7 protein-coding genes are annotated in these 17,407 nt (G+C 31.3%); all 7 read right to left on the bottom strand.

Translation table 11 applies throughout. From position 1 onward, the window contains the following. Positions 1-16 precede the first annotated feature (16 nt). Positions 17-952: a type IX secretion system membrane protein PorP/SprF gene (locus SJY17_RS02135; protein ID WP_397363810.1), complete on the bottom strand. Its 936-nt coding sequence runs from the start codon at positions 950-952 to the stop codon at positions 17-19. A gap of 44 nt (positions 953-996) precedes the next feature. Continuing rightward, positions 997-8,847, bottom strand: a complete 7,851-nt coding sequence (locus SJY17_RS02130; protein WP_397363809.1) for a choice-of-anchor J domain-containing protein — start codon at positions 8,845-8,847, stop codon at positions 997-999. Between the two features lie 169 nt (positions 8,848-9,016). Then, on the bottom strand, positions 9,017-10,090 hold the full coding sequence (locus tag SJY17_RS02125; RefSeq protein ID WP_397363808.1) for a tetratricopeptide repeat protein: 1,074 nt from the start codon (positions 10,088-10,090) through the stop codon (positions 9,017-9,019). An 83-nt stretch (positions 10,091-10,173) separates the two neighbouring features. Next, positions 10,174-11,760 carry a helix-turn-helix domain-containing protein gene (locus SJY17_RS02120; RefSeq protein ID WP_397363807.1) on the bottom strand — a complete coding sequence of 529 codons (1,587 nt, stop codon included), beginning with the start codon at positions 11,758-11,760 and terminating at the stop codon, positions 10,174-10,176. A gap of 336 nt (positions 11,761-12,096) precedes the next feature. Then, positions 12,097-15,093: a T9SS type A sorting domain-containing protein gene (locus SJY17_RS02115; protein WP_397363806.1), complete on the bottom strand. Its 2,997-nt coding sequence runs from the start codon at positions 15,091-15,093 to the stop codon at positions 12,097-12,099. A 270-nt stretch (positions 15,094-15,363) separates the two neighbouring features. Further along, positions 15,364-16,374 (bottom strand): LacI family DNA-binding transcriptional regulator, encoded by a 1,011-nt coding sequence (locus SJY17_RS02110; protein WP_397363804.1) that lies wholly within the window; start codon positions 16,372-16,374, stop codon positions 15,364-15,366. A gap of 11 nt (positions 16,375-16,385) precedes the next feature. Further along, positions 16,386-17,357, bottom strand: a complete 972-nt coding sequence (locus SJY17_RS02105; protein ID WP_397363802.1) for a type I phosphomannose isomerase catalytic subunit — start codon at positions 17,355-17,357, stop codon at positions 16,386-16,388. Between the last annotated feature and the right edge of the window lie 50 nt (positions 17,358-17,407).

Genomic DNA, 17,407 nt, shown 5'->3' with positions numbered 1-17,407 from the left:
TAAATACTTTTTATGGTTAGAAAAATCTAGGTGAAATAGATACTTTTTTCGGAAAATTTAAATCGAATAACAACATCAATTCATGTGAGTTGGATGTACCAAAACTTAGATTTGATGTAATATGATCATATGCATAGCCAATTCTTATATCTGGATTTATAGCAAAATTTACCATAGCTCCAATGGAGTCGTCTAAACGGTAAGTTGCTCCAAGTTCAAATTTTTCATAAAACAAAAAATTAGCCGAAAGATCTAAAGATGAAGGTGCTTTAAATGCAGATTTTAATAAAAACGAAGGTTTAAATTTTGTATTTTCTGAAACATTAAATACATAACCAGCAGATAAAAAATAGTGTAAAACATCTGATCCAAAAGTATATTCTTGTCCATTTGAAGTCGCGTCCAAATAACTATTTTTTAACATGTTTGGTATTGAAAAAGACACATAATAATTATCTGTGTAATAAAAAACACCAGTTCCAATATTAAAAAGCGTATTACTTGTGTTTTGACTAAAAGCTTCGTCATTAGCATCATTTACAAACCCATTTCCAATATCGCTAAATAAGCCAATGCTTTGAAACGTTGCACCTGCTTTTAAACCAAAAGCTAAACGACGATCTTCTCCTAAATTAATTGTATAAGAGAAATCTGCATAAATATTATTTTCTTCTACAGGACCAATATTGTCTGAAACAATTGATAAACCAGCTCCAACATTTTTTCCAATAGGACTATGTGCAGAGAAAGTTGCTGTTTTTGGTGCATCGTCAATACCAACCCATTGTGATCTATATAATAACCCAAAAGACAGGTTTTCTTTAGAGCCAGCATAAGCAGGGTTAACAGTGCTCATATTATACATATACTGTGTATATTGAGGGTCTTGTTGTGCATTAACACCTAGTATAATAAAAAGGCTAATGGCTATTGTGAAATATATTTTTTTCATCTTTAAGTTATATTATACTTTTTTAGTTTAAAAAAAGGTAATTATTAGTTTGCACGATTAATAAAAATCCATCCAGTTGAAGATGTTCCGTCTTGTTTATTTATTTTATAGAAGTATGTTCCAACAGGTAGTTCTTTTCCTTTGTTAGTTTGTCCATACCATTGCTTAGTGTAATTTCCTGTAAAGGAGAATACCTCTTTTCCATAACGATTAAATATTGCAATATCTGTAACTCCGTAACCTGTTAAGTCTAAAGTATCATTTTTACCATTTCCGTCTGGCGAAATTCCTTTAGGAATATCTCTACAAGCAGATCTTTCAACTAAATAAGATTGTGTTGTTGAGCAACCTCCAAAATTAATTGTTACAGAAATTTGTGTTGGAGTAATAAACCCTGTGCTTTGATCTGTATAATTAGTAACATTGAATGTGTCTGAGTTTTCACCAGAAATAAGACCGTTTGAATCACTCCAAGAATAAGTTACATCATTAGGGTCAAAAGAATTGTTGTCTGGTAAAGCAGTTAATATATAATCACTTCCGTTACATTCTCCTTCTATAACAACTTCAATAGTATCTAGAATGGTTATGTTAAAAGTACTAACACTGCCTTCAATACAATTTACTAGATCCTCAGTAATTTGATAAGTAACATCGTAATTTCCTAAACTACTAGACGCTACATTAATTTCTCCAGTATTAGGATTTATTGATAAACCAGTTTCTGCGCTAAATATACCTCCAACGGTAAAGTCTGTATCTAATTCTGGCATTATATTCATACTATCTGCACAATACACATCATCTGTATAAGTAAAGTCAGTTATTGAAGGTGTAATTGCTATAACTTCTATTGATGTAGTAAATAGTCCTGTTTCAATACAATTGGTTGCATCACCATTATAAGTATAAACAATATCATGCATTCCTGTTGCTGCAGTTGTTAAGTCAATTTCTCCAGTATTAGCATCAACCGTTACGGTTGTGGAGCTAAAGACACCACCATTAGTAAACCCTGTAGCTAAATTAGGTAATACAGTGTTTCCTGTTAATAAGCAAAAAGCATCATTACCATAATCAAAAGTCGTTTCTGGGTTTGAAGATTCTAAAACTGAAATCATAAAACTACTTGAATTAGCTTCGGTACAGTTTGGTATATCTTCTGTTATAGTATAAGAAACAGTATAGTTACCTGTAGTGCTTGTTGATAAATCAATTTCTCCAGTAGTTATATTTATTGATAGTCCTGTTTCTGCACTAAATACACCTCCAGTAGTAAAGTTTGCATCTAAATCAGGTGTTATATTAGCATTATTAGAACAATAAAAGTTTTCTGAATAAGTAAACGTTGTTATAGGTATTATAGTTGAAACCATTTCTATAGTAGTAGTAAAGGATCCAGATTCTATACAGTTTGTAACGTCTCCATCGTAGGTGTAAACGATATCATGCATTCCTGTTGCTGCAGTAGTTAAATCAACGTCTCCAGTTGTAGCATTAACTGTAAGTGTAGTTGAACTATAAGTACCACCAGTTGCAAAATTAGCGTCTAAATTAGGTGAAGCTGAATTTCCTGTTAATAAACAGAATGGGCTTGTTCCATAATTAAAACTAGTAACTGGAGTTACTGCTGCTGTAAAATCGATTGTAGCAGTAAAAGTACCAGCAATTGTACAAGTAGTTACATCTCCATTATAAGTATATATTATATCATGCAATCCTGCTGTAGCTGAAGCTATATCAACTTCTCCAGTTGTAGCATCTACCGTTAATGTTGTAGAGGTAAATGTACCTCCTGTTGCAAACCCAGTATTTAGTGAAGGCATCGGGTTAGTATCTGCAATTTGACAAGTTGCAGCATAACTAAAAGCTAATTCTGGTGTTATTGCAGGATTAATATTAACTATTATTTCTGCGCGAGGTCCTTCGCATCCATTTATATCTTGATAAGCAACAAAATAGGATGTACTTCCAGCTATAGATGTATCTGGAGTTAGTGCAGTTGCACTTCCTGTACCACCTGTTGCTTGTGTATACCAAGTTAAAGTGTAGTTTGTATTTGGTGTGGCTGTAAGTGGTTGAGCTGTATCATTTAAACAGTATTCTATTGGAGTTTGAACCGTAGGTACGTCTCCAACACCATTATAAGTAACTTCTAAATCATAAGAACAATAACGTGTTTGCCAAGTAAAAGTATATAATCCTGGTTGAACAAAGTCAGATATAGAAGCTACACTACTAGTAGCATCGTTAAAAGTTACTGCTCCAGGATTAGTTGCACTTGGAACCCATGTTCCAGCACCTTCAGCTTCTATTGTTGCAATAGGATTTGTACAATCTACTACAAAATCTTGAGTTATTATTTGATTGTTGGCCACAAAATTGACTACATCTATTACGTTACCTATAGCATTATCTTTTGATCTAAAAATAACTCGAGTCAATGGTTGTCCTGCTGGGACATCAAACATTCCTGTAACCATAGACCATCCTTGTGTTATACCTAAATTTTCGTTTATCATTACATAAGGACCACTAGGAGGTCCAGCAAATACTTGGATAGTATTACCATCAAATCTGGCAAGATGTGCATAGCTAAAATCAAATAAAGTAATTTCTGAAGTATCAAAATCTCTATAAAGACCTTTAATATTAGGGTCGTTAGGGTCTATTACTACACCTTGGTCTGTTAATATTTGAACAGATTGACCACCTTCATAGGGTTCAAATCCAGGCGCATTAAGTGATTCCCACATAAATAATCCATTTGTTGAATCTAAATTTTGTCTCCATCCTGGAACAGAATTAACTGTTACTATTGTTCCAACTCCGCTTAAAGATTGTAAAGTAGGCTCTTCAAAGTCTCCATTAACAGTGTCAACAAAACATAAATCTTGAGGCGTGTTGATACATAAACTTAACCTGTATTGAGTGTCTTCTGTACTTACTTTGGTTAACCTTACTTTATAGGTGTCTCCAACAATTAATTCTGAAGAGTACATTGCAGTAATAACATTATCATAACTACAAGTAATTTCATCTAATCCACCAGTATTATTTTCTCTATATAAGGTCATTACCAAATCTGGGTAAGGAGGGAAGCCTCCACTTTCTCTAAAATTACCTGTGTAATTATTAGCTATAATATTGTGTATTTTTGATTGTGCAACAAAACTAAACCATACATCACCTGTATTTGTTCCTATACAACTCATTGCTTCGGTAGATACTGAGGTATTTATAAAAGACACATCTGTTATTGACATGCTACACGTTTCGTCTAAATTAACAGGCACATTAAGTGCGTTAGTTACATCATCATTTCTAACAAATTCAAAAGGTCCAGACCAATAACTTTCATCACCTGCACTACAAACTGCTCTAACAAAATACTCATAAGTTGCAGCATTTGGATCTGTAAAATCTGTAGCAGATGGTGTGTAAGAGTTTGTTGTAACTATAGTTCCTGATTGTGGGATTGTTCCGTTTTCAATATTTTGAATTGCAACTTCCCATTGTGTTTCACTTCCTCCTGGAGTCCATGAGAATACTGAAGTGTTACTAATTGTTAAGTTGGTAGGTTCTGGACAAGTAATTGGACCACAAGAAGCAAAACCTTCGTAAACTATTGTTTTTGGTTCTAAACCAAGAGGACTAGTGTATACACTTGTTCCATCTGCATTTAATATTTCAAATTGGTAATTTGCATATTGTGGTGCATAAGAACCAATTGTGTCAAAATACAAGGTAAACTCTACACCTGAACATAAGAATACAGGAAAGACTTCGCCAGCGACACCATTAAATTGAATAGATTGTGTTACCTGATTATTTTGAGAGATCTCTAGTGCTGAAGAGGTGTCTGCATCACTAGTTAACACAAAAGTGTATTGACATAAGTTGTCAAAACTACATTTTGTAATTACCTCAATTGGACCAGTCCATTCGGCTTCTGTTGCTCCACTACATACAGCTCTTACATAAATATCATAACTTGTTGATGCATTTAGACCAGTTACGGTAAATGGATTTGTTGATGTGTTATATAAATAAGCAGAATCTGTGTCTCCAACTGGAGCTGCTGTTCCTGTTGGTTGTACTGATATTTCCCAAGCAGTTTCAGATCCATTAGCATTCCAAGCTACTTGAACTTCAGTATCTGTAATATTGTTTAAAGAGATGTTAGTAGGTTCTGGACAATTTGGTATGTCTTCAATATTTACATTATCTATGACTAGTGTTTGTCCTCTGTATGAATTAGTACTTGCGTAATAAGGTACATGGAATGCAATATTTACATCTCCTGTAATACCAGCAGGTAAATTAATTATTTTAACTAAATATTCTACATTGTTTATTAAAATTGGATCTGTAGCAGAGTCATATAAAACAGTTGTAAATTGATCTAAACCAATACCGTTAGTAGATAATAATACTTCTAGATCTTCTGTAAAAAAGCTATCATAAACTCTATAATAATAGCGTAAACGTTGGTTGTTTGTAACTGTAATTGTTGGAGATATCAACCAGTCTTCATTTAGACCGTTTGTACCAGTAAACATTGCTGCAGCTTGATCGCCTTCATAAGTTAATGATCCACTATCAAGTTCCCAAGTTTCTAAATCATCATTATTATTTATTACTCTCCAACAATTTTCTGTTGTAGAATCTGAGTTGAATGTTTCTGTAAATGGAGTAGTAAAAGGATCACATAAAGTAGAAAATGTTACAGGACCAACCCATTGGCTGTTATCTGTACCACAATCTGCCATAACATAAAATTCATATTCTGTATTTGACATTAATCCAGAAGCTGAATAGTTTGTATTAGAGACCATGTCTCCAGATGTTGTAGGTATTCCTGATCCTTCTGGCTGAACTACAATATTCCAAGACGTTTCTTGAAAACCAGCAGTCCAAGATAAATCTGCACTATCTGTTAATACTGTTTCTACAATTAAGTCTGATGGATTAGGACATGCTGGCGCATCTGTTATACTAACATCATCAATGTTTAAAATTGAAGCATTTCCAGTAAATGTTGAAGGTACTCTAAACGCAATATATACAGTTCCTGTCTCTTGAATTATTAAAGATTTTTCTTGATAATCAGAGTTGGTAAAGGTTTCTAAAGGTGAAATTACAGAAAAACTTGTAGGATTAGTATTTGTGGTAGACATTAATACTTCAAGTCCAAAACCAGGAGATCCCGTAAAAAATGAAAATTCAGCTCTATACTTATATTTTAACTCTTTTGTTCCATTTAAGTTAATTGCAGGTGATATTAAATAATCGTTATAACTTACAGCTGCATTTAGTTCTGCTTGGGTTTCGTTTATGGTCCATGTGTTACTATCATTATTACTGTCTGTTATTTTCCAACAAAATTTTTGTGTGTCAGGATCTTCATCATTAAAACTTTCATAAAATGGTGTGTCATAAGATTCGCATAAAGTAATAAACTCAAATGGTCCAATCCATTCGCTTTGGTCAGTAGCATCACAATAAGCACGTACATAGTATTCATACCTAGTTCCAGGTGTTAAGCCATTAGCTGCATAAGGAAAATTACTTGAGGTTAAGTCACCATTTCCAGTAGGAATACCACTTCCTTCTTCTTGAACAGCTACTTCCCATTGTGTTTCTGTATCTCCTGCTGTCCAAATTAACCAAGCAGAATCTGTTGTTATATTTAGTGCATTTAGTCCTGATGGATCAGGACATGCAGGTTTATCTTCTATATATACATCATCAATTGAAACTCTTAAAGCGGTTTCAGAAGTATTTGGTACTACAAAAAAGGCTATATTAACATCACCAACTATTGTAGGAGGTATGTCTACAATAATTTCGCTAAAAGATGTATTATTTATTTGTGTTTCGGGTAGTATAATAGTTGTAAAATCATCCACACCAACACCTGTTGTAGACAATCTTACAGAATAGCTTGAAATACCTTGTGTGGTTCTATGTTTATATCTTAACCTTTTTTGTGTAATACCATCAAAATTAACTTGAGGAGAGGCATAAATGTCATTACTTATACCTGTTACATTGTTAATTTTTGTTTGTAAAGTTGCATAACCACCAATAAATGCCCAAGTAGTTCCATCATTATTTGCATCTACAGTTGTCCAACAAGGTTCTGGTGTAGTATTAGTAGCAGTAGCAAAATCTGTAAAATATGGTGTGCTAAATACAGTACATTGTGTAGTAAAAGTTGATGGAATACTCCATGTTCCTTGTGTACCACTACAAATAGATCTAACATATAAATCATAAGTTGTTGCAGCAGTCAATCCAGTGTTTATTACGTTGTCAATATTTGTGCTTGTTGGTGTTCCTGAAGTTGATGGTTCTCCAGATCCTGTTGGAACAACCATATACTCCCAAGTGTCTGCAAAACCACCAATATTATCCCAAGAAAAACTTACACTGTCCTCTGTTAAGTTGTTATAAACTATATCTCCAGGAGGAGCACAAGTTGGACTGGTTATTTCTAAAGAAAAGCAGATTCCAGCTGTAGTAGATAGTTCTGATGATACTACAATTACATAGGTTTGTCCTGCTGTAACTAATATGTTTGGAAGGATTTTTTGAGGATTATTTGAGTCTGTTATACCACCAGCTATACAATTAACTCCTACGTCTGCACAACTATCATAAACAAATATTGAACTTCTTGCATTATAACAATTATCTGTTCCACCTCCACTTTCTACATTAACAGTTTGTGTTAAAGTTACCAAACCATCTTGTGTTGGAGTATAGGTTAAAAATATTTTATTTCCATTTAAATAATTTGTTGTTGATGTTCCAGCGATACAGTTAGTTCCTTGGGTTGTGTAAACTTCGTTAGGATTTGTCCAATCATCTAAATTATCTACTAAAACATATGGAGTTGTTGAAATGTCTGGGACAACAATAGGAGTAATACAGGATAATCCAAGTTTAAGAGTTTGAAAGTTATATGGTCCAGAATATTCACTTTCAGTACTGTTATCGCAAATAGCTCTAATATAAACATCGTACGAAGTCTCTTCGTCTAAGCCCATTAAAGTGTATGTTGTTCCAGAAACAGGAATTCCAGCTCCTGCAGGAATACCACCTTCAGGTAAAACTTGTAATTCAAAATTTGTTGCAGTAGGATGAGACCATGTAACTTCAGCACCTTCAATGGTAATGGCATCAATAGTCACATCAGCATTTAAAACTTCTGTACAACCCTCTAAAATTGATACATCATCAACAAACCACTCGTCTCCAGTAGGTGTCGTTCCATTTTGGGTATTAACAGCTACAAAAGCAATATAAACATTTAGTCCAGCAGGAATAGATGTAGGTATTTCAATAACCTTTTTTTCAAAAGTAGTTTGAGAACCAGTATTTAGTGTTGTTTCAGTATAAGTTTGAAGTGGTATGTTAAAACCGTTAATATCAGGTTGAGCAGCAGTAGATATGCGTATTTCGTATTCTGCTCCATTATCTACAGCACTTGATTGTTTTGTATAAAAATGAATTTCGCCATTTGTTGGTACAGCAAATTGTGGTGTTACTAAAAAATATTCGGCAGTATTTTGATCTCCAATATTATCTGCACTCGGATTTATAGACGTACCATTTGTACTAGAATAACCATCTGTAGTTGTAGACCAAGTTTGCGTCCCAACTCCATTTCCGAAAATAGTCCAAGTAGCTGGAATACCACTATCAAAATTTTCTGTTAGCTGCGCAAATCCTTTACTTGAAAATAAAAGGAAGAACGAAAAAAGTAAAACCGTAACAATTTTTGTTTTTTTTATGTTTTTGTTCAATGAATTGTTAGCCCCTTCAGAAGTGTTTTTAATAGCAAAACAATACAGTGTTTCTAGGGAAGATTGTAACTTATTTTTCATTTTTTGGTGGTTTCTGGTGTATAAAGACATTTAACTTTATAAATATACAACCACTTATTCCATAAAGAAAGTTAAGTACTTTGTTAATTACTGAAATTTGAAAGTTAAAATAAAGGTGTAAGCGTTTTTAATACAGTTATTTATACTAATAAATAGTTGTTGAGTTGCTTTAATGGTTTAGACCTTGTTTTTGTATTTTTTTAATTTTTGACTTAAGTATTTTAATGTTTTTTCTGTTTCTTTTTACAATTAAAAATATAGAAATCACAATAAATAGAAGCGCTATAAAAAACCATTTGAACTTGTTGTTAAATTGTTTTTTTATGCTATTAAGAGAGGCATCTTGTCTCTTTGTGTTTTCATCAAGAGAATCACTGATTGAGTTTCTTTCTGAGGTTTTAATTTCTAATTGCGTTTTAGTATAAAGGCTTAAATATTTTTGGTACTGATCCCAATGGTTTAATGCTAAATGATTTTCAAATAGACCATTATAAATGCTAGAATTTAAAACTAAATCTCCTACATTTTCGGATAATTCAAATGCTGTTTTTAATAGCTCGATGGATTTTTGATACTCTCCTAGCTCTGTGTAAACAGAGGCTAATCCTTTTTGGGCAAATGCTATAAGGCTATTCGCTTTTTCAGTTTGGGCATGTTTGATGGATTTATTAAAACTGTTTTTAGCTTTTTCGTATTCATAAAGAAGTGTGTAGCAATTCCCTTTATTATAATAAACAATACTTAAGTTAGTATTGACTTGTACATTTTTTAGTTTTTTATATTCTTTGATTCCTTTGTCAAAAAATTCTAATGCGATATCACAATTTAGATGATCTTTATAAATAAAACCTTTAACGATATAACTACTTGCTAAATACTTTCCTACAGCATCATGTAAAGGATGAAGTAGTGCTAATTGTTCAGTTTTTTCAAGATACTCAATAGATTTATCAAATATTTTAAGCTGTTGATACAATGTTCCAGTTCTAAATAAAATTTCTATTTGTAAAACTTTGTCATCTAACGCTTTAGAAAACTCATCTGCTTTTAATATGTATTCAAGTGCTTTTTGGTAATTACGTTTTGATGTATGTGCTAAAGAAATCAACATCAAAGCTTTGGTTCTTGTTTTTTTTGTGTAATCCAAGTTTTCAAAAACAGACATACCTAATGTAATAGATTCTTCCGGGTTCTCGTATACTTTAGAAGTACTGGCGTTTAAAACACTGTCAATTTGTTGCATCTGAATGACTTTGTTAAGTGCAAGCGTATTAGTCTGTACACAAAACATTAAAAACAGAAAACAAAATGTTTGCTTTATTGTCATTAAAGTGCTTTTTTAGATTTTAATTCTTTACGTTCTTCTTGTATTAATTTTATAAAAGTAACTGGAGACATGCCTATAATAGACTTAAATACTGTTGCAAAGCTACTATGGGAAGAGTATCCACTCTCTTCTGCCAAGAAACTAATTTTATAATTAATATAATTAGGGTAGTTTTGTAATTTATTTATAATGTAATTTATTCGTAATTTATTGATAAACGTTTTAAAATTATCATGGTAATGTTTATTTATAACACCAGATAGATATTTAGTATTTGTTTCAAATTGACCTGCTAAAACAGCTAAAGACATTTCATTGTTTAAAAACTTATTTGACATTTCAAACTTTTTGAGTTTTGCTAAAATTTGTTTTTCAGTATCTTCAGGAATATGAATGCCTTTTGTGACTGTTTTTTTTGTCGGTTTTGTGTAATTATTTCGGCTAATTTCAAGGTATTTTATAATTTCTTTTAGGCGCTTTTCTTTATTTATGTTTTTAGTTAAAAAATAGACTCCTATAAGTATAATTGCTAAAATACCAGCTAATAATAGATATATGTAGTTTTGATATGTTTTTGCTTCGTTCTTTAAAATGACTTCATTTTGACTGGTTAGCATGTTGTAAAGTGTATTAACAGATTCTTGTTCCATTTGTTCCACTTGAGTGTCTAAAACTAAATACTTATCATTATAGACTTTATGCTGACTTTTTTTATTGGACGCTAAATAATTAATTGACAAGTCTTTATTTATTTTAGTTAAGACTATAGGGTTATTAATTATTTCTGCAAATTTTGAAGCGATAAATAAATTTTCTTCACTTTTTTTAAACTCTTTTTTAAGCAAATAGAGCTTGCCTAGTTCTCTGTAAATTAAAGATTTCTGATAAAGGTTATTTGTTTTTTCAATCTCTAATAAAGATAATGTTTTATTCATATAAACACTAGCAGAATCATACAGGGTTAGATTGTTATAAACTTGTTCTTTTAAAAAGTATAAATTTTTTTTTTCAGAAATATTGTTTTTGTAAAAATGATTTAGCTTGTTTTCAGTTTTTTTAATTTCAATTAAGGCTTTATCATTTTCTTGTCTGCTTAAATGAATGCTTATTTTCTCAATGTCTATAAGGCTTTGAAGAGAATCTTTAAGTTTTGTCTTAACAATTTCTTTGTTTAATTTTGAAGCTAAAAGCAAATATTCTTTGGCTTTTTTGTCTAAAAAAATATTTTTCAACAGGTTAGCTTTCAGTATGTTAACTTCTATTTGAGTGCTTGGGTCAATGTGTTGAAGTTGACTGTAATTATCAAATGCATTTAAAATGGATTGATTGTAATCTCCTTTAACTAAATAACTTTTTGCTAATAATAGTTTTGTAACTGTTTTTTCTTGAGCATTTTTATTAGTTTTTAAAAGGTGTTGCGCAATTTTTATGGCTTCGTCTGGGTTAGAATATATTAATTCTTCAGCCTTTAACATCAAATCATTTTCTTGAGCAATGACATGGGTGGAAAACAACAAACTTAAATACAAACCAACAAAAATGATGGGTTTATAAATAAATGAATTATGTTGTTTTAAAGCGTTCAAGGGATTAGTTTTAGTATTAAACCATGATGCTGTTAAGCGAATTTTAGTTTTTTAAAACTTTAATTTTTTAAAAAAACTTAACAAGTTTCATGGGATATGTGGTAGTAAATATACTAAACTTTATAAAAGAATGGTTTTATATTAATTACTCAGCAACTCCTTTTATCAAATTATTGATTTAAGATAGTGATAATTTATAAAACAGTAGAAAATTCCAATTTTAAAGATAAAAAGCTTATTTCTGGTATATAAGTAAAAGGAATTTATATTATAAAAAAACTTGGGCAACAAAATATTTGTTGCCCAAGTTGGTATTATATTAAGGGATAGTTTAATCTATTTTTTAATAATTTTAAATGTTTGTTGTGTATTATTAATTGTAACAGTTACAAAGTAAATACCATTGTCTAATTGATTCATATCAACCGTTGTGTTTAATTCATTTGGTGTTAATGTTTTAACTTTTTGTCCAACAATGTTATGAATACTAACTTTAGAAATTGTATTTTTTGCTTTTATAGTTAACTTATTTACTACTGGATTAGGAAAATAACTAAATGTTTCAAAATTATTAGACTCTACACTTAATGTTGGGTCTGGATAAGCAAAAAACTCAAATTCTGCAGTACCACTAGATTGTATGCTAATCAAGTAAGTTGTTCCTGCAACCATAGGTCCAGAATCTGTTCCAGATTCAAAACAACTATTAATATCTCCACCTAAATAACCTAAATCACTTGTACAGTCATTAGAATCATAAACAGTGTAATAAGATGTTCCTGAAGTTCTTGTTAATTCAAAATTGTATGTTCCAGTATATGTTGGAGTAAATTCATACCAAACAGATTCGTAAGATGAACTACATGCTCCTTCTGGAGAATAATATACTACATCTGTAACGTTAATGTCACCTGTAACTGCATTAGCTCCATTTAAATCAGGAGATTCTGTTAAAGTTAACGCTCCACTACAGTCACTATTTACAACTGGATCAGGTAGTTGGTATACACAAAGGTTGAAGTCAATACCAGTACCATTTTGAGCTGATCTTACCTGAACATAATATGTTTCGGTACTATCTAAAGTATAATTACTAGTAGCATTTGATGTACATGATGTACTCATTTCTACTAAAGCACCACAACTACCACTAAATACAGAGTAGTAAGTAGAAGGAGAAGTGCTTAACCTTTCTAAAGAAAACTCATAAACACCATCAGCTAAAGGGTTAAATACATACCAAACATCTCCATAAGTATAAGTTGTAGATGTACAAGTGTTTTCAACTGATGTAGTTGCTCCAATTGTAGATCCAGCTACAGCGCTTGCACAAGTACTGTCTGCAGAAGCAGTTAAAGTTGTAGCATTAGCACATTCATCGTTTGTAGGAGCTGTTTCTAATTCTCTAATACAAATGTCATAATCTTGAGCATACTCACCACTTAAAGATGTAGAGTTACGGATGTAATAAGTGTTACCTATTACTAAACTGCCATATGTTATGTAGTTAGAATTAGAACAAGATATACTAGATAATGCACCACAAGTACCTTCTAATAATTCAGTAGCTTGTACAGTTCCACCTGTGCCAATTGCAGCAGTTATATTTAAGTATTCAACTACCATGTTTTCAGATGTAGCTACAAAGCTAAACCACACATCATTTGTGTTATTATTTGTACAACTTGTTGGGTCTGTTGTAGACTTAGTTGCTCCAGCATTACTTGCAGCAAGTACATTAGTACAAGTGCCATCTGTATTAACTGTTAATGCTATACTATTCATGCATTCATCATTCGCTGGAGGACAGTAAAAGTAAGAAGATCCTGCAAAAGAACATGTTCCATCTTGATCGTTAGTTAAAGTGAAATTAACTGTAGATCCACTAGGGTAAGGACCAGCACTTACTATTCCTGTTGCTGTAATATTACTATATGTATTTGCAAAATCATCTGTTAATGTTAATGAAGAGGCATCTCCTAAATAAGTAACATCAACATCTACAGTAAATTGTGCGTTACTACAATCTGCTACAGGTGTAAAATCCATTGTTGGATTAATACAACTGTTTTGAGAGATAAATAAATTATAGTTGTACGTTCTTGTACTTCCTGAATTACTTAAAACAACATAGTATGTAGTACCTGCTGTTAAAACTACGTTTTCTAAAAGTCTGGTAGCAGTCATTGAGTATGTACCTATATAGGCAACACAATTTGTAGCAACATCTACACAACCTTCTACTACATGGATAGAAGCTCCATTATTATCAACGTTAGTTAATTCTATATTAATAGACATGTCAGTTGCTGGAGTAATTTCATAAAATACATCTTTACCGTTCATATAAGAATTACTACATGGACTAGCATCAAAATTGTCTTCATAAAGGTTTGTGTCGTCTGTAACTAAATATGGGAAAGAAGATACAACATGTGGGCTACTACAACTTGCACCAGCTATTGGAGCTGTACGAGTTGTAAACATTTCTTCTGTACAACCTGTAGCGTTTCCAATGCCATTAAAAGGTGTAATATTTACAAAATAATCTGTGTCATAAGACAGGCTAGTTAAATTATAATTAGGATCTGTAGTAGTAGTATTTACTACATCAGATAAACCAGAAGCAGTTCCAACAGTTAAATTATATCCTGTTGGTAAGCCTGTTGCAGCGTTCCAAGTTAATGTTACATCAGATTCTGCAGTATTTGATCCTGCTAAAGGAGATGTTAAAGTAGCATCACAGTTTGGGACAGTAGTCGCAACTTGTGTAAATGATACATTATCAATAATTACCCATAAAGCAAAATTGTTAATTGTTGTGGCAGTTACTACAAAACGAGCTTGAAAATCACTTCCACTAGCAATTGCACCTGCGTTTACACTAGCTGTCATACCACAAGTTGCATTGTCTATAAAAGTAAAATTACTATCGTCAATAGTCATTATGTTTGTCCAAGTAGTTCCATTATCTGTTGAGTACTCTAAAACTATTGATCCCCAACCAGTTGCTGGTGCACTATAACTTGCAGGAGGGAATTGACTGAATTGCTCAAATAAATTTAATGAAAAACTAGCTGTAAGGTCTGTTCCATTTGATACTCCAGTAAGATCAGTAGTAGTGACAGTAGAAGAACCAGCAGCTGTAAAACCACCACTTATACTGTATCCAGATCCACCACAGGCAAAACTAGTAGCTGCATCAATATCAGTTGATGTCCAACCTGTTGGCAATGCATTGTTTGAAAGGTCATCAAAATTTTCAACAATCTCAATTTGTGAGAAAGCTGTAATACTTAAAAGCATTATTAAATAAAATGTAATTTTTTTCATTCTTTTTGGTTTAATTAAATTAATAAAATCAGTTAGTGGTTTAAAAAAACATTGTTTTTTGTAAAAGGATTTTCACAAGATTTTCTAAGTATAAACTTATGAATTTATATACTATATATAAAGAGGTATGCTTTGGTATTTACTGAATTTTGAAAGCATAAAAAAAACATAAACAACTACAAAGCAGTGTGTTGTAGTTATTTTTTGGAAATAACTTGAAGAGGTGTGATTTTTAAAGAAAAGATGCTAATTATAAAGTTTTAGCCTTTTTTATTTTGAAGAATCTCTTAATACTATATCTGTCTCTACAGTTTCAGACGTTGTACTTGTAATTTTATTTTCTAACTTATTTATTAATAAAGTAACTGCTTTTTCACCAATAATTTCTCCATGTTGACTAATGGTAGTTAATCTTGGGTTAGAATGTCTAGCAAGTATCCCGTTAGAAAAAGCTAAAACCGATAGGTCTTTAGGTATTTGTATACCTTTATCTTGAGCAACTTTCATTGCAGCAATTGCTACGGACTCATTTGATGCAATGATAGCATCAAATTTTTGATTGAATAAGGGTTTAACTATTGCTTCGTGATGTTTATAGTACATGTCATGGGTTGTAATAATTATTGAATCATCTAGCTCTAAATTATTGTTTTTTAAACCAGCTAAATACCCTTCATATCTTAATTTACCAACGCTTAAATCCATGTTTGCTGCAACAAATGCAATTTTTTTGCAACCTTTATTTTTTAAATAATTAACTGCATTTACAGAAGCCATAAAGTCGTTAGTGATTACTTTGTCACAATCTATAGCTTCAACCACACGATCAAACATGACTAAAGGAATCTCTTTTTCAATACAAGATGTAAAATGACTGTAATCCTTTTTGGTTTCGGTTTCTTCTGCTACAGACAAAATAAATCCGTCTACAACACCTGTAGAAAGCATTTCAATTGTTTCTATTTCTTTTTGAAGAGAATTATTAGAAATACAAGTGATAATTTTATATCCTTTTTGTGTTGCTGTTTTTTCTATTCCTTTTAATACTTGTGCAAAATAATAGTTAAGCATGTTTGGAATTATTATTCCAATGGTCTTTGTGCTTTGATTTTTTAAACTTAATGCATTAAAATTAGGTGTGTAATTTTTTTCTTTTGCATATGCCTTTATATCCTCAGATGTAGTTTTACTAATTTCCGGACTATTATTTAATGCTTTAGATACAGTTGAAATAGAAACATTAAAATGTTTAGCAATATCTTTTAAAGTAATTTTTTTCATAATCTTACAATTTATAAATAAACTTCAATTAGCTCAGAAGATGATGAAGATAAAGAAATATTTTTTATGCTAGCTGGAAGTAATAGTGTTTCGCCTTTTTTTAATGTAAAAGATTGATCTTCCCAAATTAAGTCTAAATGTCCTTCTACACACATAAAAATAACAAACGAATCTATTATTGAATAGTCTTTTTTTAAAACACCTTCAATTTTTAAGAAATTACTTTTAAAGTAAGGAGAATGTACTAAATGATTAGATGTATTTTTTTCTTTTTTATAGTTTGTTTTATAGTCATTATGTACAGAAAAATCAATAACATCTTTAGCTGATTCTGTATGTAATTCTCTTTTTTTTCCTGAAATTTTGTCTACTCTGTCATAGTCATAAATCCTATAAGTAATGTTTGAAGTTTGTTGTATTTCAGCTAAGACAACTCCTGCTCCTATTGCATGGACACGTCCAGCAGGTATATAAAACACATCTCCTTTATTTACCATTTCATGATGCATAACATTTAAAATTGTATTGTCTTTTAAATGTTTTTGAAATTGTGAAGTGGTTATTTTTTTATCAAAACCAATAATTATTTTAGCCTCTTTTTCAGTTTGCATAACGTACCACATTTCATTTTTCCCTAAAGAGTTATGACGTTGGTTAGCAATCTCATTATTTGGATGTACTTGGATTGATAAAGGTGTTTTGGCATCAATAAACTTAATAAGTAACGGAAAAGATTCGCCAAAAGTTTTATAAACAGATTGTCCTAAAAAATCTCCTTTATATTTTTTTATAAGTTGTTTTAGAGTAAAACCTTTTAAGTCACCTTCTAAAACTTCGTTTTCGTCGTTTTCAACATCAGAAATTTCCCAAGATTCACCAATAGTGTCTTTGGTATGATCTTTACCAAGTTCCGTTTTTAGTTTATCTCCTCCCCAAATTCTATATTTATAAAGAGGTTTAAATTTTAAAGGGTATAACTTCATGTTAGTTTTTCTGTTCTGGTTTCAAATTTACCAAACAATAGCGATTGTTT

Origin of the sequence: Olleya sp. R77988, from assembly GCF_044594215.1 — a bacterium.
In the GTDB taxonomy this organism is placed as follows: domain Bacteria; phylum Bacteroidota; class Bacteroidia; order Flavobacteriales; family Flavobacteriaceae; genus Olleya.
The sequence above is the reverse complement of the archived record's forward strand: the minus strand, read 5'-3'. Positions and strand labels throughout refer to the sequence as shown.